At 65.8% G+C, this 19,980-nt stretch carries 21 protein-coding genes and 1 tRNA gene; 8 read left to right on the top strand and 14 right to left on the bottom strand.

Annotated features, from left to right (window positions below; all coding sequences use genetic code 11):
- Positions 1-38: 38 nt before the first annotated feature.
- On the bottom strand, positions 39-797 hold the full coding sequence (locus A5651_RS08860) for an alpha/beta fold hydrolase (RefSeq protein ID WP_066978978.1): 759 nt from the start codon (positions 795-797) through the stop codon (positions 39-41).
- 599 nt (positions 798-1,396) lie between these two features.
- Positions 1,397-2,158 carry a site-specific integrase gene (locus tag A5651_RS08865; RefSeq protein WP_231988624.1) on the bottom strand — a complete coding sequence of 254 codons (762 nt, stop codon included), beginning with the start codon at positions 2,156-2,158 and terminating at the stop codon, positions 1,397-1,399.
- 60 nt (positions 2,159-2,218) lie between these two features.
- Here A5651_RS08865 and A5651_RS25935 point away from each other — a divergent pair, with 60 nt between their 5' ends.
- Positions 2,219-2,464, top strand: a complete 246-nt coding sequence (locus tag A5651_RS25935; RefSeq protein ID WP_231988625.1) for a hypothetical protein — start codon at positions 2,219-2,221, stop codon at positions 2,462-2,464.
- Between the two features lie 146 nt (positions 2,465-2,610).
- Here the strand turns inward: A5651_RS25935 and A5651_RS08870 are convergent.
- From A5651_RS08870 to A5651_RS08890, 5 genes are all read right to left on the bottom strand, one after another.
- Positions 2,611-2,683, bottom strand: a tRNA-Ala gene (locus A5651_RS08870).
- A 63-nt stretch (positions 2,684-2,746) separates the two neighbouring features.
- Positions 2,747-3,796 carry a gephyrin-like molybdotransferase receptor GlpR gene (gene glpR / locus A5651_RS08875; RefSeq protein WP_066978411.1) on the bottom strand — a complete coding sequence of 350 codons (1,050 nt, stop codon included), beginning with the start codon at positions 3,794-3,796 and terminating at the stop codon, positions 2,747-2,749.
- A 157-nt stretch (positions 3,797-3,953) separates the two neighbouring features.
- Positions 3,954-4,607, bottom strand: a complete 654-nt coding sequence (locus A5651_RS08880; RefSeq protein ID WP_082943658.1) for a GNAT family N-acetyltransferase — start codon at positions 4,605-4,607, stop codon at positions 3,954-3,956.
- Between the two features lie 13 nt (positions 4,608-4,620).
- On the bottom strand, positions 4,621-5,907 hold the full coding sequence (glp, locus tag A5651_RS08885) for a gephyrin-like molybdotransferase Glp (RefSeq protein WP_066978416.1): 1,287 nt from the start codon (positions 5,905-5,907) through the stop codon (positions 4,621-4,623).
- 37 nt (positions 5,908-5,944) lie between these two features.
- Positions 5,945-6,856, bottom strand: a complete 912-nt coding sequence (locus A5651_RS08890) for a UTP--glucose-1-phosphate uridylyltransferase (RefSeq protein ID WP_066978419.1) — start codon at positions 6,854-6,856, stop codon at positions 5,945-5,947.
- Between the two features lie 53 nt (positions 6,857-6,909).
- Between A5651_RS08890 and A5651_RS08895 the strand changes: the two genes are divergently transcribed.
- From A5651_RS08895 to mscL, 4 genes are all read left to right on the top strand, one after another.
- A complete protein-coding gene (locus tag A5651_RS08895) occupies positions 6,910-7,530 on the top strand; it encodes a 5-formyltetrahydrofolate cyclo-ligase (protein WP_066978422.1) in 621 nt (206 codons plus the stop codon).
- A 59-nt stretch (positions 7,531-7,589) separates the two neighbouring features.
- Positions 7,590-7,907 carry an FmdB family zinc ribbon protein gene (locus tag A5651_RS24875; RefSeq protein ID WP_082943659.1) on the top strand — a complete coding sequence of 106 codons (318 nt, stop codon included), beginning with the start codon at positions 7,590-7,592 and terminating at the stop codon, positions 7,905-7,907.
- 82 nt (positions 7,908-7,989) lie between these two features.
- Positions 7,990-8,658, top strand: a complete 669-nt coding sequence (locus A5651_RS08905) for an SAF domain-containing protein (protein WP_066978430.1) — start codon at positions 7,990-7,992, stop codon at positions 8,656-8,658.
- Between the two features lie 76 nt (positions 8,659-8,734).
- Positions 8,735-9,190, top strand: a complete 456-nt coding sequence (gene mscL / locus A5651_RS08910) for a large-conductance mechanosensitive channel protein MscL (RefSeq protein ID WP_066978433.1) — start codon at positions 8,735-8,737, stop codon at positions 9,188-9,190.
- Between the two features lie 65 nt (positions 9,191-9,255).
- Here mscL and A5651_RS08915 read toward each other — a convergent pair whose 3' ends face one another.
- From A5651_RS08915 to A5651_RS08945, 7 genes are all read right to left on the bottom strand, one after another.
- Positions 9,256-9,891, bottom strand: a complete 636-nt coding sequence (locus tag A5651_RS08915) for an MspA family porin (protein ID WP_066978436.1) — start codon at positions 9,889-9,891, stop codon at positions 9,256-9,258.
- Between the two features lie 681 nt (positions 9,892-10,572).
- On the bottom strand, positions 10,573-11,115 hold the full coding sequence (locus A5651_RS08920; protein WP_066978980.1) for a molybdenum cofactor biosynthesis protein B: 543 nt from the start codon (positions 11,113-11,115) through the stop codon (positions 10,573-10,575).
- A gap of 23 nt (positions 11,116-11,138) precedes the next feature.
- A complete protein-coding gene (locus A5651_RS08925) occupies positions 11,139-12,458 on the bottom strand; it encodes a S1C family serine protease (protein ID WP_066978440.1) in 1,320 nt (439 codons plus the stop codon).
- Positions 12,459-12,619: 161 nt separating this feature from the next.
- Positions 12,620-14,083, bottom strand: a complete 1,464-nt coding sequence (locus A5651_RS08930; protein WP_066978443.1) for a HAMP domain-containing sensor histidine kinase — start codon at positions 14,081-14,083, stop codon at positions 12,620-12,622.
- A 31-nt stretch (positions 14,084-14,114) separates the two neighbouring features.
- Positions 14,115-14,801 carry a response regulator transcription factor gene (locus A5651_RS08935; RefSeq protein ID WP_066978446.1) on the bottom strand — a complete coding sequence of 229 codons (687 nt, stop codon included), beginning with the start codon at positions 14,799-14,801 and terminating at the stop codon, positions 14,115-14,117.
- Positions 14,802-14,895: 94 nt separating this feature from the next.
- Entirely contained in the window at positions 14,896-15,069 is a 174-nt protein-coding gene (gene rpmF / locus A5651_RS08940) for a 50S ribosomal protein L32 (RefSeq protein WP_066978450.1), read from the bottom strand.
- A gap of 99 nt (positions 15,070-15,168) precedes the next feature.
- A complete protein-coding gene (locus A5651_RS08945; protein ID WP_066978454.1) occupies positions 15,169-15,360 on the bottom strand; it encodes a hypothetical protein in 192 nt (63 codons plus the stop codon).
- Positions 15,361-15,547: 187 nt separating this feature from the next.
- On the opposite strand from A5651_RS08945, the gene A5651_RS08950 reads away from it, so the two are divergent.
- From A5651_RS08950 to A5651_RS08960, 3 genes are read left to right on the top strand one after another with little or no spacing between them, the layout of a single operon-like run.
- Positions 15,548-17,236 (top strand): acyclic terpene utilization AtuA family protein, encoded by a 1,689-nt coding sequence (locus A5651_RS08950; RefSeq protein WP_255361800.1) that lies wholly within the window; start codon positions 15,548-15,550, stop codon positions 17,234-17,236.
- Positions 17,233-18,384: an acyl-CoA dehydrogenase family protein gene (locus A5651_RS08955; protein WP_066978460.1), complete on the top strand. Its 1,152-nt coding sequence runs from the start codon at positions 17,233-17,235 to the stop codon at positions 18,382-18,384. The genes A5651_RS08950 and A5651_RS08955 overlap by 4 nt, the downstream gene beginning before the upstream one ends.
- Positions 18,381-19,976 carry an acyl-CoA carboxylase subunit beta gene (locus tag A5651_RS08960; protein ID WP_066978463.1) on the top strand — a complete coding sequence of 532 codons (1,596 nt, stop codon included), beginning with the start codon at positions 18,381-18,383 and terminating at the stop codon, positions 19,974-19,976. The genes A5651_RS08955 and A5651_RS08960 overlap by 4 nt, the downstream gene beginning before the upstream one ends.
- Positions 19,977-19,980 lie beyond the last annotated feature (4 nt).

The following is a 19,980-nucleotide window of genomic DNA, read 5'->3' on the forward strand; positions in this document are numbered from 1 at the left end:
CGACCTGTCGGCTTCATCAGCCCATCGATGCTGGACGACTACACGTATCGCCGACAGCGGTCAACGAGTATCTGTGCCAGCCGTTCCGGTTCGCTGACCATGACCATGTGGCAGGTGTCGATCTCGATGATTTTCTGCACCCCGCCGAGGGCAGCGATGCACTGGTGTTGAATCTTCATCGAGACGGCGCGATCGCGACGAGTGAGTATCCACATGCGTGGCACATCGTCGGGCATCCCGCTGCGGTCTACCGTTTCGATCATGATGGAGGGTGATTCCTGACAAGACCGAGCCAGCGTGAACCGGCGCTGTGCGGGGGTCATGCCGTTGCAAAATACGAACCTCGCCAAAGCAGTAGGCAAACCTCCCGGACGGACCGAACGGCCTTTCTGCACTTTACGTTTCGCGGCGCGACGTGCGTACCAGCTCTGTGCCCCGGGAAACGTATCCACGATGGCGCTGCCGTTGGCTGGTACCTGCGCCGTGGCCAGGATCATCTCCCGCACCTGCGCCGAGCCGAGCTTGGTGACAACAGCCGGTACGGTCAGCCCCGCCAGCGAATGGCCGACGATTACGAGGTCGTCCAGCGCAGCATTCTCGATGTCCGACACCACCGAGTCGACCCACTCGTCGATACAAGCCGTGATCAGGTCACCGGCCTTGTTTCGCCGACCTGGCAAATCAACGGCCAGCACTTTTAGCTTCGGCTCTCTCCGTTGGATCGCGTCTACGGTTGGCTCCCAACAATCGGCGGCAAAACCGCCTCCGTGTACCAGAACCAATGAAGGGAGTGTCAAGGCGACCTCCTTCGGCACCGTGGAGTGACCGCAGGACGATCCTGCAGACACTCAGAAAGGATGTCACACGAAGCCGCAGGTCAGGCGGCATCAGCGAGCCGGGTCCGGGTCTTTCAGCTCTCAACTACTTCAAGGCTCACTCTCCAGGTCTCCGATCGCAGGATTGGATCAAGACGCCTCATCGTCGCCGGGGATCGTTCATCATCTGCGGATGGCTCCCCGCGGTTACTGCAGCTGTCCAGGGCTTCATGAATATCTGCGTCGGTCATGAACCAGCTTCTGCCGATTTTCCTGCCGGGCAACTGGCCTGAACGAAGTTTCTCGATCAGCCAGCGTTCGGAGGGTGCGCCCATCCTCGCGGCGGATGTGGCGGTGTCAAACGTGAGAGATGACAAAGCGATCCCCTGTCCTTGTGGTGGACCCTGGGGATCGCTTCTTTCGGTGTTCGCGCCGGAGGCCGACGCGATGTTCGAACCTACCGTAGCACCAGTTTTAACAACGTCAAAGGGCTTGGTATTCCCAAAAACCGATGGGACACAGCGCTGAATGTTCCCGAAAACCAAAGGGCCACAACCGGACTAATAGCGGACTTAAACTAACTACTTACTCAGAGCTGCGCCAATGGCGTCGGCTGCGGCTTCCATCGACCGACGGTCCAGATGGCCGTACACACCGACGGTGGTCTGGATCGACTCATGGCCGAGGTGCTGCTGGATCACCGGGAGTGGAACACCGGCCTGGATCATCCAGCTCGCACACGTGTGTCTCAGGTCATGAACGCGCGGCTGAAGCTCGCGTGAGATCGGATCGCCGTTCTCGTCGACCGAGGGCCAGGCCTTCTCGACAGCTCGGGACCAGACGCGGTTGTAGAATCCCTGAGCACGCACGGGACCCCCAGCTCGATTCACAAAGAGCCAGGCGTTGGAGTAGTCGAGCTTGTCGAGCGTGGCCTTCGGTACGTTGATCGTCCGCAAACTCTTCCTGGTCTTGGTGGCACCCAGCCGATAACCACCGGTCCCCTGCTTCCAGGATCGCGAGATTCGGACCGTCCCTGCCTCGCGGTCGACATCCGCAGGACGCAGTGCCGTAGCTTCTCCCCATCGAGTGCCGGAGGCCACGAGGAATTCGACAAGTGGCTGCCAGTACTCGGTGACGTTCGAGTGGAGATGACGGAACTGATGCCGCGTGAGGAAAACAATCTCGGTGGGATCGTCGTCGCGAGGCATTCCCATTCCGGTGCATGGGTTGGCCGGGATGAACCCACCGCCGACGGCGGCATTGAGCGCTCCGGCAAGGAAGCCGTGCTTGTTCGTCACCGTCTTCGCGCTCGGCACCCATCCCTTTTCGTTCGGCAGGAGCATCTGCTTGAGCCAGAGGGCGACGTGCTCTCGGTTCAGGGCTGACAACGGAATTGAACCGATGTGCTCGGAGATGTCGTTGCGGATGTAGGCCCGGTACTTCTCGACGGTGTTGTCGTCGACGCCGGTGAGGTGATCGACGTGCCGGTTGAGCCACTGCCGACGGTCATGCCCGACTTCGGCGAGATGTCGGCACGGAGGGATTCCAGCGCGTTCTTTGGGCCGAATTTCGTTGCGAGATCGCAGAATCGGGAAGCCGACTTGAAGTCCGTGAAGGACGTCGAAGTCTGCTTCCCGTTGAAGCGGTAGACGACGGCGAAGGTTTCGGTACCGTCTTTACAGCGGCGCTTGCGGAGAGATGCCATGGCATGAAGGTAAACCCACGGCGTTGACGCGGGGTGTTGACACACAAAAGTGTGTTCCCATGTCGAAAACTCTGACCTGCGGTTATTGAGTGGAGCTAAGGGGAATCGAACCCCTGACCTACTCGATGCGAACGAGTCGCGCTACCAACTGCGCCATAGCCCCTGGTCGGTAGCACAGGCTACCAGTGAATCCGCCGGCGCAGAAACCGGCTGACGGGACGCCGGATTACTGCCCCGCCGCCCGCGGCAGGTGGTACTCGCGCGCCGCGGGAGCGTAATCCAGGTGCTCGAAGATCGGGTCTTCGTCGTCGATCTCCAACACCACCGAACCGGGTCGACGCAGGCGCGACGGGACGAGGTCGAGGTCGCGGTCCTCGGTGTTCTCCACCCCGAGCCGCGAGCGGGCCATCCGCTGCAGGCGACGCCGCCGCAACCGCTCCTCGATGCGCGTCTGCCTGCGCAGATAGCCCAGGTACAGCAGCGTCACCGCGGCCACGCTGCCGCAGACGTACCACACCCACGGCGCCGAGAAGTACGCCGCAACGGCCGACGCGACCGTCGCCAGCGTCAGCACCGCGAGCATCCGCTTGCGGAACTTGTACTTGCGGGCGCTGATCGCTGCGGCCTTCGACGGGTCGTACCGCCGTCGCCGGGCGGCCACCATCGAGTCGGCGATCCGCAGATCAGTTTCCTCCGGCGCCTCCAAACCTGAGGAGTCGTCGACGTACTCGTACTTGTCGTCGGCGTGGTCGGTGTCGTGGGTGTTGTTGGCGTCTTCCTCGAGTTCGTATTCGTCGGTCGCAACCTCGTAGATCGCGGTGTCGACGTCTTCCTCTTCGGCTTCGGATTCGTTGGGCTCGTCGAAATCCAGTGTCAGCTCTTGGGATTCGCCGACAGGCAATGCGGCGACGGGCTCCTCGACCACGTCGACGTCGAGGTAGTCGGGCTCGGTGTCTTCGACTGCGGACGCCGCCAGCACCACCGACTTCTGTGGCGCTTCCTCCTCGTCGTCCTCGTCGTCGTCGTCGTAGTCGTCATCGAGCTCGTCGAGCTCGTCCTCGGCCGGCTGCCAGTCCGGATCGCTGCGGTGGCCCGACGCCGGTCCGCCTCGCTTGAGCAGTCGCGAACTGCTCGTGCTGTTGAGGACCCGCGTCGACAGGGCCACGTCGCTCGTGCGCCGCACGGCCTCGCGCTTGCTGATCAACATCGGAACCAGCACGAAGAGCCACAGCACTACGAGCGAGATCCAGAGGAGTGATTGGGGGATGCTTGGCATGGCGCCTGCTCCTTTCCCCATCAGGCTAGGTCCGTGACCAGCGCATCCGTCGGTGGCGCGCCGAGACAATTACACACCTGTAATTCATCACAGACAAGCACCAACAGTCACACATGTCACATTTGCCACAGCACTCTTAGGTTTGGGCCCTCTACGCTCACGCCCAGCTGGCGAGGCCTTCGCGCACCAGCAACGAGCTCACCGAGCCGTGCACCTCCTCGACCGTGATGCCGACCAGCAGGTGGTCGCGCCATGCACCGTCGACCTCGAGATAGCGGCGCAGCAAGCCTTCCTCGCGGAAGCCGGCCTTCGCCAGCACCGCGCGGCTCGCGGCGTTCTCCGGGCGCACAGTCGCCTCAAGGCGATGCAGCCGCACCGGGCCGAAGGCGTGATCCATGCCGAGCGCCAGCGCCGCCGTCGCCACGCCGCCGCCGGTATGCGAACGGGCCACCCAATAGCCGATCCACGCCGACCGCAGCGCGCCGTGCGTCACGTTGCCGATGGTCAGCTGACCGCTGAACTGCCCGTCGACCTCGATCACATACGGCAGAATGCGACCCTTTCGCGCCTCCGACCGCAGACCCGAACAGACCGAGGGCCACTGCGAAACGGCATGTCGCGCTTGCCAATCCATGTCGGTCGTGGGCTCCCACGGCTCCAAATGCGCGCGGTCGGCCAGCCTGATGCGGCTCCACATCGCACCATCACGCAACCGCACCGGCCGCAACCCGACGATTCCCCCGGGCACCCGAAGCGGGCCCACCCGCATTGGCCAGCCCGGGTGGGCGGACGTCGCACGCCAAAGGTTCACGACTGATTGTCGCTCAGCCGCGCTGGGCCAGGAAGGCCACGTCGACGATCTCACCGGTGCGGATCTGTTCGGCCTCGCTGGGCACTACCACCAGACAGTTCGCCTCGGCGAGCGTCGCCAGCAGATGCGACGCGCCTGGCGCTCCGCCAAGCGCCTGCACCAGGTACTCACTGGTGTCCTGATCGCGCATCAACTGCCCACGCAGGAAACCCTTGCGGCCGGCCACCGACTCGATCGGCGACAGGGCGCGCGCCTGCACAACGCGGCGCATCGGCTGCCGCTTGCCCAACGACAGCCGGATCAATGGCCGCACCATCACTTCGAACACCACCAGCGCGCTGACCGGGTTGGCCGGCAGCAGGAACACCGGCACGCCGTCGACACCGAGCTGGCCGAAACCCTGCACCGAACCCGGGTGCATCGCGATCCGGGTGACCTCCATGTCGCCGAGCTCGGCGAGCACCGAACGCACGCGCTCGGCCGCTGCTCCGCCAACCGCGCCGGCGATCACGACGACCTCGGCGCGGTTCAGCTGACCCTCGACGACATCGCGCAGTTGCTTGGGATCGGTGTCGACGATGCCGACACGGTTCACCTCGGCGCCCGCGTCTCGGCCGGCCGCGGCAAGGGCATACGAATTGACGTCGTACACCTGGCCGTTGCCCGGTGTGCGGGAGATGTCGACGAGCTCACCGCCCACGGACATCACTGACAGCCGTGGGCGTGGATGCACCAGCACCCGTTCTCGGCCGACGGCCGCCAGCAGACCCACCTGCGCGGCGCCGATGATCGTGCCCGCCCGCACCGCCACGTCGCCGGGCTGCACGTCGTCGCCCGTGCGCCGGACATATGCGCCGGACCGCACCGGCCGCAGCACCCGCACCCGCGACTGTCCGCCGTCGGTCCACCGCAGCGGCAGCACCGCGTCGGCGAGCGTCGGCATCGGCGCACCGGTCTGCACGCGGGCCGCCTGCCTTGGCTGCAGTCGGCTCGGCGTCCGTGCGCCCGCCTCGATAGTGCCCATCACGGGCAGGCTGATCTGCTCATCATCGGCGTCGTCGGCCGCGTCACCGTCGATGGAGCCGTCGCGGCCGCCGGTGATCGGGCGCACCCCCAACACGTCGACGCTGCGCACGGCGTACCCGTCGATGGCGGCCTGGTCGAAGCCGGGCAGCGGCCGTTCCGTGACCACTTCCTCGGCGCACATGAGTCCCTGCGCCTCTGCGATCGCGACCCGCACGGGCCGAGGGGCTACCGCAGCGGCCGTGACCCGTGCCTGTTGCTCCTCCACCGAACGCACAAGACGCCTTTCTCCGTCAGGGGGCCGTCGCGATGCGTCAGCAGTCGATCAGCCCGAGCCGTTCCACCAACCACCGCCGTAGATCGGGGCCGTAGTCGTCGCGCTTCAACGCAAAGTCAACCGCAGCCTTCAGGTAGCCCCCGGGATTTCCCAAGTCGTGTCGATCCCCGCGATGCACCACGACGTGCACCGGATGACCCTCGTTGATCAGCAGCGCGACCGCGTCGGTCAGCTGGATCTCGCCGCCCGCTCCCCGCGGCACCCGCCGCAGCGCGTCGAAGATCGCCCGGTCGAGCACGTAGCGGCCCGCAGCCGCGAACAGCGACGGCGCCTTGTCGGGCTCCGGCTTCTCGAACATTCCCTTGACCCTCAACACGTTGGGGTTGTTGGTGTCGGGAACGGGGTCGACATCGAAGACGCCGTACGCGCTGATCTCGTCCTTGGGCACCTCGATCGCGCACAGCACCGAACCGCCGCGCTTGGCGCGCACCTTCGACATCGTCTCCAATACGCCGGTCGGCAGCACGAGGTCGTCGGGCAGGAGCACCGCTATCGCGTCCTCGTCGGCCGCCAGCGACGGCTCGACGCAGCTGACCGCGTGGCCGAGGCCCAGAGGTTCGGCCTGAACCACCGACTCCACCTTGATGAGCGCGGGCGCGCGCCGCACTTTCTCCAGCATCGACTGCTTGCCGCGCGCCTCCAGCGTGCCTTCGAGGACGAGGTCCTCGACGAAGTGGGCGACGACGCCGTCCTTGCCTTCGGAGGTGATGATGATGAGCCGTTCGGCTCCACCTTCTGCGGCTTCGGCGGCCACCAGCTCGATGCCCGGCGTGTCCACGACGGGCAGCAACTCCTTGGGCACCGTCTTGGTGGCGGGCAGGAAGCGGGTCCCCAGTCCAGCGGCTGGGACGACCGCCGTGCGGGGAATCGAGACCTGAGGGGGTGTCATCGTTCACACATTATCGCCATCGTCTTCGGCGTTCGCCGTGTCATCGTGGACGCGTGGTGTCTGCGAGCAAGTCCGAGCTGCGGGCGGCGATCTTGGCGGCCCGCCGCGCGCTGACCGCCGAGATGCACGAAGCCGAAGCCGCCGCTCTGTGCCATCATCTCGCCGAAGCGGTCGACGCAGCGCACACGGTCTGCGCCTACGTGCCCATCCGCTTCGAGCCCGCGTCGATCACGTTGCTGGACAAGCTGTTACAGCTCGGCAAAGAGGTGCTGGTGCCCGTTGCGCGCAGCAACGATGACGGTGTGCCGCAGCCGATGCAGTGGGGCCGGTACCGCCCCGGCGGCCTCGTGCCGGCCCGACTGGGACTGCAGGAACCGCGCGAGCCGTGGCTGCCGCCCGAGGCCATACGCGAAGCGGCGGTGGTGTTGGTGCCGGCGCTGGCCGTCGACCGGGCCGGGGTGCGGCTCGGTCGCGGAGCGGGGTTCTACGACCGCACCCTGCCGCTAGCGCGGCCGTCGACGCGGTTCGTCGCAGTGGTCCGCGACGAGGAGCTCCTCAACGCGCTGCCGGCTGAACCCCATGACGTCGTGATGACCCACGCGCTGACGCCGGCGCGCGGCCTCATCGCCCTGGATGGCGCCCTGAATCAGCCGGGAATGTCGAATCCCACATAGCGGTTCTAGCACTTGAGCCGGTAGAGTGCTAAGTAGTTAGACCACCACGGAGGATTTTCGTGCCTACCTATTCGTATGCGTGCACCGAGTGCGACAACAAGTTCGATGTGGCGCAGTCCTTCAGCGACGCTGCGCTGACCCAGTGCCCCAAGTGCGACGGTCGGCTGCGCAAGCTGTTCGGCAAGGTGGGCGTGGTCTTCAAAGGCAGCGGCTTCTACCGCACCGACAGCCGCGAAGCCGCGAAGTCCAACGGCTCATCGACCAGCTCCGAGCCGACAAGCTCCTCGAGCTCGTCGGATAAGAAGTCCGACAGCTCGGGTTCCAGTTCGTCGAGCAGCTCGAGCTCGGCGCCCGCGGCGGCCGCAGCCTCCAGCTGATCCGCGGCGCTCAGTCGCGAAGTTATCCACAACCAGCCTGACGGCCCCCTCGCCGCGGTTCCGTGCACCTAGCGTGGCTGCAATGGCGCCTCGCAGGGATTCCGCACTCAACCCGTCGGTGCTGAGCCGGCTCATCCACGAGTGGCGGCCGGACTGGACACGCACCGCGGCGGCCCGCCGGGTAGCGGCGGCAGCGCTGGTCCTGCTCGCCGCCGTTGCGGCGTTTCGGTCCGATCCGCAAGGCGAGAGGAGCGATATCGTCGTCGCCGCCCGTGACCTCGCCCCCGGTGTCGAACTGACGGCCGCCGATGTGCGGATCGAACAGCGCTTGGCCGCAACGATTCCCGATGGATCGAGAACCGCCGTCGCAGACGTCGTCGGCTCCACGTTGGCCGGTCCGGCCCGTCGCGGCGAGGTCCTCACCGACGTGCGACTGCTCGGCTCCCGGCTTGCTCAGTCGGCCGCGGGTCGCGACGCTCGCATCGTGCCCCTGCATCTCGCCGACACGGCGCTGTTGGACCTGGTGCGGCCGGGCGATGTGGTCGATGTGTTGGCCGCGGCCGACCAAGCTGGACCCGGCGACGCCGATCCGCGCGTGGTGGCGACAGACGCGGTCGTCGTGCTGGTGTCGGAGAAGCAGAAGGGTCCTGGCGCAGGTGACCGCGTCGTGCTGATCGCGCTGCCCGCTCAAGCGGCCAACGACGTGGCCGGTGCGACGTTGATGCAAGCGGTGACGTTGACGTTTCACTGAACTGGTTGCTCGCCGCGACTAACGTGGCAATTCTCTTGGCCAACAACGCACGTCGACCGCAGGGAGGATCCCACGCATGTTGAAGGGCTTCAAAGAATTTCTTTCACGCGGCAATGTCATCGACCTTGCCGTCGCCGTCGTCATCGGCGCGGCGTTCACCGGGCTCGTCACCGCGTTCACCACGAAGGTGATCCAGCCTCTGGTGGACCGCATCGGCGCCGGCGGGAAAAGAGACTACGGAATCCTGAAGATCTCGCTCGGCGGAAATCCCGAACAGTTCGTCGACTTCAACGCCGTGCTGGCCGCATTGATCAACTTTCTGATCGTGGCGGCGGTCATCTACTTCATCATCGTCCTGCCGTACAGGAAGCTGCGCGAGCGCGGCGAAGTCGAGCAGGCACAGGACACCGAGCTGAGCTTGCTCACCGAGATCCGCGATCTGCTCGCCGACCAGGCGGGCGCGCCGAAGCAGACGACCGGCCCGGGCACCGGCCCAACCCCCGACACCACCAAGACCACCAGCGCCGACTAGAAAAAGCGCACACATAGAAGTAGCCCCCGGCTGCCGGGCCGGGGGCTACTTCTATAGCTAGAGAGTTACTGCATATCCCAGGGCTCGCCGTAGGTGGTGACGCTGTCACCGGTCTTGGCGATCAGCCGGGCGAACGGACGCAGCAGCACCCCGCCCGCCGCGCCGGTCACGGTGCCGTGCGCGTTGGAGACCGCAACGCCGCCCTGCGGGCCGGCCACGTCGACCGAGAAGGTCGCGACCTCTTGAATGCCGGGGCCGTTACCGAGGTCAGCGCTGATGGACACGCCGGGGAACAGGTTCGGCGTAATGACCGAGCCCAGCGGGTTGAACACGGGGAACAGCGAGGCGTCGTCGAGCAGGATGTTCGGGGTGGTGTAGCTGAAGTTGATACCCACACCCAGCGACCACGGGAAACCGATCTGGTAGCCCAGTTCCAGCGTGCCCTCGAACTGGTCGGCGCCGGGGCCCGAGACGTGGTACTTGGCACGACCGGAATGGAACCACTCACGGGTCAGGCGGTTGCGGTCCAGCGGGAAAACGCCGTTGAGGAAGGTGTCCCACTGCTGAATCGTCAACGTGCGATCCTGGCCGTCAACCAGGCTCAGCTCGTTGTCCAGCCCTGCGTGAGAGGTACCGGTGCTCACGAAAAGAGCCGCGATGGCGGCGACCATCGCGATCAGCACCCGACTGATTGCCTTCATGTTCTCCCTAGCTCTGTCTGCGGTGGCCGTGGGGCGGCACCGATCCGTTATGTGCTTGGTGAGTACGCCTTCACCACACACAACGCAAGAGTCACATGCACGACAAATGAGAAGGTCCACACGTTCTTCTTACGTTTTGCTCATCGTTGACAGGAGGAACATAACGGCAGGCCATCGGAGCGGCAACGCGTAGGAGACCACGTCACAGCGCCGACACATACGGATCAAAAGTTTGCTAGAACTGTCGTCCCGTGATTAAAAGCGGCTGTGTCGGGGTTGGGTGGACCCCTGCGGCCATGACCCTTGTCCGTCGCACTCGCAGCGCTGTGACCGGCCCCGATAAACAACCCGGCACCAGCGGTTATCAGGAATCAGCGTCTACTGAATAGTCATTCGTGGTGCGGTGGAATATTGTTCCGCAACCAGTCGTCGTGCTCGTCGTCCGCGGCAGGAGAATTGATTTCACGCTCGTCGGGCGAAGCCTGCGGAATTTCCTCGCCAAAGATCTTGTTAACTGCACCCTTTGATGGTTTAGACGAAGCCGTCACAACGCGCCCCCGCTGTGACGAACATCACACTTTGTCGCACTTTGTAGTTCACACACACGTAACTTAGGGCGCAGTTCGTAGCGGCTTGCGGCGCGTATAAGCACGCGCGCAGTTACACCGTGAACCGGATTAATTAGATCTCCAAGCTGGATAGCTGACCGATGATCTGAGTGGCCAGCGGGCTCAACGTCGCCATCCCGTCACGGACGGCTGCTCGCGAACCGGCGAGGTTGACGACCAGCGTGCTGCCGGAGATGCCGGCAAGGCCCCGCGACAGTCCGGCTTCGACGATTCCCGCCGAAAGTCCGGACGCCCGCAACGCCTCGGCGATGCCGAGAACTTCGCGGTCCAGAATGTCGCGAGTCGCCTCTGGCGTCACGTCCCGCGGCGTCACCCCGGTGCCGCCCACCGAGACCACGAGGTCGACGCCGCCGATGACCGCGGTGTTAAGCGCGTTGCGGATCTCCACCTCGTCGGCTGACACCACGACAACACCGTCGACGACGAAGCCGGCTTCATGCAGCAGCTCTGTGACTACGGGACCGCTGTGGTCCTCCTCGCCATGGGCTGTGCGGTCGTCGACGACGACGATGAGGGCCCGACCAACCAATTCGCCTGGCTGTTCCATGAGTGCCACCGTATATCTGGTCGCGGACACCGGCGCAGCCACTCTCAACCTTGGCGTGCCGGGTGCGGTGGTCACTGCTGCGCCTTACCGAGAGTCACCTGCACGGTCCGCGGCTTGCCCGACGGGTCCAGGTACGTCAGCGTGACCTTCTCCCCGGGAGCCTTCGAGCGGACGGCTGCCACAAGCGCATCAGCGCTACCGATCACCCGGTCATCGACCTTGGTGACGGTCACGCCGCTGGGCAGGCCTGCCGCCGCGGCCGGGCCGCCGCCGGTGACCTCGACGATCTTGGCGCCGTGCGTCGCCGCGTCATTGCCGACCTGGACGCCCAGCGAGGCGTGTGACGCGCTTCCGTTTTGAATCAGTTCGTCGGCGATCCGCTTGGCCTGATCGATCGGGATGGCGAAGCCCAGGCCGATCGAGCCGCTCTGCGCATCGGCGGACTCGCCGCCGAGCGTGGCGATGGCCGAGTTGACGCCCACCAGTTCGCCGTTCATGTTGACCAGCGCGCCGCCCGAGTTGCCGGGGTTGATCGCGGCGTCGGTCTGGATCGCGTCGAGCACTGTGTTCTGGTTGCGGACATCTCCGCCCGCGGCCACCGGCCGGTTCAGCGCGCTGATGATGCCGGTGGTGACCGTGCCTTCCAGGCCGAGGGGCGACCCGATCGCGACCACGTCCTGGCCGACCTTGAGGTTGGCAGACGAGCCGATGGTGATCGGGGTGAGGTCGGAGACGCCGTCGGCCTTCACGACCGCGATGTCGCTGCTGGGGTCGGCGCCGATGAGGGTGAACTTTGTGGTCCGCCCGTCGGCGAACGTGACGGTGGTCTCGGCGCCCTTCGCGGTCGCCACCACGTGGTTGTTGGTGAGGATCAGACCGTCGGTTGACAAGATGATCCCGGAGCCCTCCTCGGAAGCCCGGCCCACGTCGGTCTCGAGCTTCACGACGCTGGGCACTACCTTCGCGGCGACCTGTTCGACGGAGCCGGCGGGCAGGCTTGCCGCGGGAACGCTCGGAGCCGCGGTGATCTGGGTGCCGCCGGGGTGGCTCCCGGGCTTGGCCATCAGCGCGACTCCGCCGCCGATACCCGCCGAGACCACGGCGATGGTCAGCGCACCGACAGTCAAAAGTCCTGCGCGGGAACGCTTTTGCGGTGGCACCTGATGCTGCGGATACCGCCCGCCTGCATGCTGCGGCTGGGGAGAGCCGCGATACGGGTCGTAGGGCTGACGGTAGGTGTGCTGCGGCTGTTGGGTGGCGTACCGCCAGTCGTAGGGCTGCTGCGGATAGCCGGTGTGCCCCAGTGGACCGGTGTATACCGCCGTGCGGTCATCGCCGGGCCGGCGGCCGTGGTGTGGCGGCGGCGGTGAGTACCTCGGGTGGTTCGTCATGTCGCTACGGGCTCTTTCTACGAGTTCGAGTTCTTCGAGGTAGGACGTTCCGACAGTTCTACAACGAATTTCCGCGCCTCCACGGTGCCCGGACGGGCTGAGAATCCACTTAGAGAATGTTCGGCGCATTCCCAGCTTTCCGGTCAGTCGCGTTCGACCGGTTACCCATTGTCGGCGCCTGCCACCGCTTCCGCTTCGACCTCTGGGGGCCGTGTTGCGGAGATGGGCCGACCGGGCAGCAACGCAAATATCGAGGTGCCCGGCGGTTGTCCGCCCGGCACGGTGTCCTCCACCCGCAGCGCACCCCCGTGTCTGAGCACGACCTGTTTGACGATGGCCAGACCCAGCCCCGAGCCGGGCATCGCGCGTGCGGCAGTGGAGCGGAAGAACCGCTCGAAGACCAGCTGACGTTCATGCGGCGGGATGCCGGGTCCATGGTCGGAGACGACGAGCTCGGCATGCCCGGGGTCGACCTGGGTGAGCCGGACGCCGACGCGCCCGTTGGGCGGGCTCCACTTCGCCGCGTTGTCGAGCAGGTTGAGCACAGCGCGCGACAATCCCGCCGGGTCGCCGTACACCTGCCAGGGGACAACGTCGACATCGAATTCAATGTCGTTGCGGCGCCGCCGGACTCGCTCCAGCGATCGGTCGACGACCTCGGTCATGTCGACGGGCTCATGGACCACACCGCCCGCGTCGTCGCGGGTGAGGTCCACCAGATCGCCGACGAGCGTGGACATTTCCTCGATCTGGGCGATCACGTCTGCCCGCAGACCGGCCATCTCATCCTCGGGCAGCCGCGGTGCGCCCGGTTCCTGAGCCGCCATCAGGAGTTCGACGTTGGTGCGCAACGACGTCAACGGGGTGCGCAATTCGTGGCCCGCGTCGGTGACCAGGCGGGCCTGGCGTTCACGGGACTCCGCCAGACCCCTCAGCATCATGTTGAAAGCCTGTGTGAGACGGGCCAGTTCGTCGCTGCCGACGACGGGTATTGGTCGCAGGTCGTCGGTGCGGGCCACCCGTTCTGCGGCTTCGGTGAGCCGGGCAACTGGTCTCAGCCCGGCACGGGCGACCATGCCGCCGGCGAATGCGGCAATCGCCACGCCAACCCCGCCCACGATGAGCAGCACCGTGCCCAGCCGTTTGAGCACCTTGCCGGTGGGCGCCAAGCTCTTTGAGATCAACAGCGAGCTGCCGTTGTTCAGGTGCACTGCCAGCACGCGCTGATGATCGGCGGTGCGCAGCGACAGCAGCAGCTGCCCGGACATGACGTCCTTCTCCTGCTTGCCGATCGGCAGCGTCTGGCCCTGTTGGTTGGCGGTGTAGATGAAGCGGCCCGGATTGACCAGCATCGCGTTGACGTCGGAATAGGCGGTTCCCTCGATGGCCTTGCCGGGATCGGCTGCCAGCGAACCGCTTTCGATGAGCAGACGCGCACGGCTGTGCAACTGGTTGTCGATGTCGTCGTAGAGCGCACGCGATACGACGACGTAGACGGCGAGCGCCATCAGCACGACCACCATCGCGACCATCGACATCGCAAGCAGCATCACCCGCCAGCGGAGGGACAGCGAGCTGGGTTCGGGTAGCGCACTGGGGCGCAACGGAGGTCGAAAAATAGCCATCAGCTTTGTCGGTTCTTCGGGCAAGCCCTCATCACGGAGGTGTCTCGCGCAGCACGTAACCCACCCCGCGCACGGTGTGGATCAGCCGCGGCTCGCCCTCTGCTTCGGTCTTGCGGCGCAGATAGCCGACATACACCTCGAGGGCGTTGCCCGAGGTCGGGAAGTCGAAACCCCACACCTCCTCGAGGATGCGGCTGCGGGTGAGCACGCGCCGCGGGTTGGCGATCAGCATCTCCAGAAGCGCGAATTCGGTACGCGTCAGGCTGATCTGGCGGTCCCCGCGGGTGACCTCGCGGGTCACGGGATCCAGGCTGAGATCGGCGAACGTCATCGCCGGCGACTCAGCGCCGTCGTCGGGCGTGGTGCGACGCAGCAGCGCGCGCATGCGCGCGAGCAGTTCTTCGAGGGCGAACGGCTTGGGCAGATAGTCGTCGGCGCCGGCGTCCAGGCCCGCGACGCGTTCGGATACCGAATCGCGCGCGGTGAGCACCAGGATGGGGAGATCGTCACCGGTGCTGCGGAGTTGGCGGCAGACCTCGAGGCCGTCGAGCTTCGGCATCATCACATCGAGCACCAGCGCGTCTGGCCGATCGCTGGCAATCACGTCGAGAGCTTCCAGACCGTCCTGGGCCAACGCGACCGAATAACCATTGAAGGAAAGGGAGCGACGAAGAGATTCGCGGACGGCGCGGTCGTCGTCAACGACAAGAATTCGCACGGCTACCAGTGTTAACCCATCGCCTGAGAGTGGGCTGAGAGGCTCGCCGGAGCCGGACAGCCGGCGACATCAAACCCAAAGCGCCGGGTCGGGACTAACGGCGGTCGAGATCGATCAGACCGAGGCGGGCGGCCTTGAGCAGACGGCGCGGCACCTTGTGCTGCTGGCCTGCGACAGTGACACCGACGAGCTCGGTGCGCTTGGCCTTCCACTGCGAGCGGCGGCTACGGGTGTTCGCGCGCGACATTCGGCGCTTGGGGACAGCCATCGGTTGAAGCTCCTCTTGGGGGGTGCTGCCGCGCGAAGTACGGCGTCGGCAATTGCCCATCAGGATACCGGTGACCTGCGTGGTCGCCAAAACCGGCGATTACCGGCGGCGGCGCAGACCGGCGAGCCGCCGCACCGGCGACGGGGGCTCGGGCTCGCGTCGCGGATTTTCCCGGTCGAAATCGCGGATCATGTCGTCGATCCGGCGGTTCTCTTTGCGGAACCGGCACACGAGCCACACGGCCGTCGCCAGCACCAGCGCGGCCAGGACGATCAATGCCAGCCAGTTCATCTACCCCGAGCGTAGCCTCCGAACTGTGGTTTTAAGCGCTGATCATCCGCGCTGAGCGCGCCGTATAAGGCCGTCGCTGACGCGGGCACGGCACCTTGACGGCGGACCGGTGGTACCGGCTAACCTACCGGTTGGTTGACGCGTTGATCGACGAGGAGGACGCGTGGTATCTACGGACAGGTCGTCGGTGGTCCGCGTCGGCAACTGCTCGGGTTTCTACGGTGACCGGCATTCGGCGATGCGTGAAATGCTGCTCGGCGGTGAACTGGATTACCTGACCGGCGACTATCTGGCCGAGTTGACCATGCTGATCCTGGCCCGCGACCGGGCCAAGTCCCCCGACCGTGGCTACGCGAAGACATTTTTGTCCCAGCTCGAGGAGTGTCTGGGCATCGCGCTGGACAGCGGCGTGCGCATTGTCGCCAACGCCGGCGGGCTGAATCCGGCGGGCTTGGCCGACGCCGTGCGGGCCCTCGCGACGCGACTCAGCCTCGACGCCAAGGTCGCCCACGTCGAGGGCGACGATCTGGTGGCCCGTGCCGACGAACTGGGATTCGCCGGCCCGCTGGCGGCCAACGCCTACCTGGGTGCATGGGGCATCGTCGACTGCCTGAACGGCGGCGCCGACGTCGTCGTCACCGGCCGGGTGACTGACGCGTCGGTCATCGTCGGTCCCGCTGCCGCGCACTTCGGTTGGGCCCGCGACGACTATGACCGCCTGGCCGGCGCGGTGGTGGCGGGTCACGTCATCGAATGCGGGGCGCAGGCCACGGGCGGCAACTACGCTTTCTTCACCGAAGTCCCCGACCTCACACACGCGGGTTTCCCGTTGGCCGAGATCTACGACAGCGGCGCGTCGGTGATCACCAAACACGCGGGCACCGGCGGCGTGGTCAGCGTCGACACCGTCACCGCACAACTGCTCTACGAGATCACCGGCGCCCGGTACGCCAACCCCGACGTGACGGCGCGGATGGACAGCATCGAGCTTTCCCCCGATGGCGCCGACCGGGTGCGCATCGACGGTGTCACCGGCGAACCGCCCCCGCCGACGTTGAAGGTGTCGCTGAACAGCATCGGCGGCTTTCGCAACTCGATGACATTCGTGCTCACCGGCCTCGAGATCGACGCAAAAGCCGAGTTGGCGCGTCGACAGCTCGAATCGGGCCTCGCGGTCAAACCCGCCGAGATGGAGTGGACGCTGGCCCGCACCGATCACCAGGACGCCGACACTGAAGAGGCGGCGAGCGCCCTGTTGCACTGCGTGGTGCGCGACCCGGACCCGGACAACGTCGGCCGTCAATTCTCTTCTGCCGCAGTCGAGTTGGCGCTCGCCAGCTATCCGGGCTTCACCACCACCGCTCCGCCGGGCGCCGGGCAGGTGTATGGCGTATTCACCGCAGGCTACGTCGATGCGACGGAAGTGCCACATGTCGCCGTGCATGCCGGCGGCACCCGCACAAGCATTCCCGCCGCTACCGAAACCAAGGCGCTCGAGCCCGTCGCATCATTCGACCTACCCGATCCCCTGCCGACCGGACCGACGCAACGCGTGCCGTTGGGACGCATCGCCGGCGCACGCAGCGGCGACAAGGGTGGCAGTGCCAACGTCGGCGTGTGGGTACGCACCACCGACCAATGGCGGTGGCTGTCACACGCTCTCACAGTCGACAAGCTGCGCGAATTGCTCCCGGAAACAGCCGATCTCGACATCGAACGGCATCTCCTACCCAACCTGCGTGCCGTGAACTTCGTCATCGAAGGCATCCTCGGTCAGGGTGTGGCCTATCAGGCCCGCTTCGATCCGCAGGCCAAAGGCCTCGGCGAATGGCTGCGCAGCCGCTATATCGATATTCCCGAAAGGCTTCTGGCATGAGCAGCATCTGGCACACCCCCGAACGCGACGAGCTGCGAAAGACGGTGCGCGCGTTCGCCGAACGCGAGGTCCTGCCTCACGTCGACGAATGGGAGCACTCGGGCATGCTGCCGCGTGAACTCCACCGCAAGGCTGCCGAGGCCGGCCTGCTGGGGGCGGGATTCCCCGAAGCAGTGGGCGGCGGCGGAGGTGACGGCGCCGACGCCGCGATCATCTGCGAAGAGATGCACTACGCCGGAGCGCCTGGCGGAGTGTTCGCGTCGCTGTTCACCTGCGGCATCGCCGTACCGCACATGATCGCGTCGGGTGATCAGCGGTTGATCGACACCTACGTGCGGCCGACGTTGAGCGGCCACAAGATCGGGTCGCTGGCGATCACCGAACCCGGCGGCGGCTCGGACGTCGGACATCTCACCACCAAGGCCACCCGGGACGGCGACCACTACATCCTCAACGGTGCCAAGACCTACATCACCTCCGGCGTTCGCGCCGACTATGTCGTCACCGCCGCGCGCACCGGCGGCCCGGGCGCGGCGGGAGTGTCGTTGATCGTCGTCGACAAGGACACACCGGGCTTCGAGGTCTCCCGCAAGCTCGACAAGATGGGTTGGCGCTCGTCCGATACCGCCGAGCTGTCCTATACCGACGTCCGCGTGCCGGTCGCCAACCTGGTCGGCGCCGAAAACACCGGCTTCCTTCAGATCGCCGGCGCATTCGTGTCCGAACGAATCGGCCTCGCCGCGCAGGCGTATTCGAGTGCCCAGCGGTGCCTTGACCTGACCGTCGAGTGGTGCCGTAACCGCGAGACGTTCGGCAAGCCGCTGATCGCCCGGCAGTCCGTGCAGAACACGTTGGCGGAAATGGCGCGGCGCATCGACGTCGCCCGCGTTTACACCCACAGCCTCGTCGAACGGCAACTCGCCGGTGAGTCAAACCTGATCACTGAGGTGTGCTTCGCCAAGAACACCGCCGTCGAGGCAGGCGAATGGGTCGCCAACCAGGCGGTGCAACTGTTCGGCGGCATGGGGTACATGGCCGAATCCGAGGTCGAACGGCAGTATCGCGATATGCGCATTCTCGGAATCGGCGGCGGCACAACCGAAATTCTCACCGCGCTGGCGGCAAAGTCGCTGGGATACCAGTCATGACGACACTGGCGTCGACCTTGGATTCGCGTTCCTCCGCCTACGCCGAAGCGGCCGAGGCAATGGCGGTCAAGCTCGCCGAGCTCGACGCCGAGCACGCCAAGGCCCTGGCCGGTGGCGGCGAGAAGTACGTCAAGCGTCATCACGACCGCGGCAAGATGACCCCGCGCGAACGCATCGAAATGCTGGTCGATCCGGATTCGCCGTTCCTCGAGCTGAGTCCGCTGGCCGCATGGGGCAGTCAGTACACCCTCGGGGCGAGCGTGGTGACCGGTATCGGCGTCGTCGAGGGCGTCGAGTGCGTTCTGGTGGCCAACGACCCGACGGTCAAGGGCGGCACCAGTAATCCGTGGACGCTCAAGAAGACGTTGCGAGCCAACCAGATCGCGTTCGAGAACCGGTTGCCGGTGATCTCGCTGGTGGAGTCCGGGGGTGCCGACCTGCCCACGCAGAAGGAGATCTTCATCCCCGGCGGCCAGTTGTTCCGCGACCTCACGCGGCTCTCGGCTGCCGGCATCCCGACCATCTCGCTGGTGTTCGGCAACTCCACCGCGGGCGGCGCCTACATCCCGGGCATGTCCGATCACGTCGTGATGATCAAGGAGCGCTCGAAGGTCTTCCTGGCCGGGCCTCCGCTGGTGAAGATGGCGACCGGCGAGGAGTCCGACGACGAATCGCTGGGCGGCGCCGAAATGCACGCCCGCACATCGGGTCTCGCCGACTACTACGCCGTCGACGAGCTCGACGCCATCCGGATCGGCCGTCGCGTCGTCGCCCGGCTCAACTGGCACAAGCAGGGTCCTGCCCCGACGGCGGTCAGCGAGCCCCGCTACGACGCCGAGGAACTCCTCGGCATTGTGCCGTCGGATCTGCGCATCCCCTTCGACCCACGCGACGTGATAGCACGCATCGTCGACGGCTCGGACTTCGACGAGTTCAAACCGCTCTACGGGTCTTCGCTGGTGACCGGGTGGGCGAACCTGTACGGCTATCCCATCGGCATCCTGGCTAACCACCGCGGCGTGCTGTTCAGCGAGGAGTCACAAAAGGCCACCCAGTTCATCCAGCTCGCCAACCGCGCCGACACACCGTTGCTGTTCCTGCACAACACAACCGGATACATGGTCGGCAAGAAGTACGAGGAAGGCGGGATGATCAAGCACGGCTCGATGATGATCAACGCCGTATCGAACTCGACCGTTCCGCATATTTCGCTGCTGATCGGCGCCTCTTACGGCGCCGGGCATTACGGCATGTGCGGACGCGCCTACAACCCGCGCTTCCTGTTCGCTTGGCCCAGCGCCAAATCCGCGGTGATGGGCGGCGCGCAGCTGGCCGGCGTTTTGTCGATTGTCAGCAGGGCAGCCGCCGAGGCCCGCGGGCAGCAGGTGGACGAGGAGGCCGACGCCGCCATGCGCGCCGCGGTGGAAGGCCAGATCGAGGCGGAGTCGCTGCCCATGGTGTTGTCGGGAATGCTCTACGACGACGGCGTCATCGATCCGCGGGACACCCGGACAGTGCTCGGAATGTGTTTGTCCGCCATCGCCACTGGCCCGATCAAGGGGACGTCGAATTTCGGCGTCTTCAGGATGTGACTCG

It is taken from the genome of Mycobacterium sp. 1274761.0, assembly GCF_001668615.1.
Lineage (GTDB): Bacteria > Actinomycetota > Actinomycetes > Mycobacteriales > Mycobacteriaceae > Mycobacterium.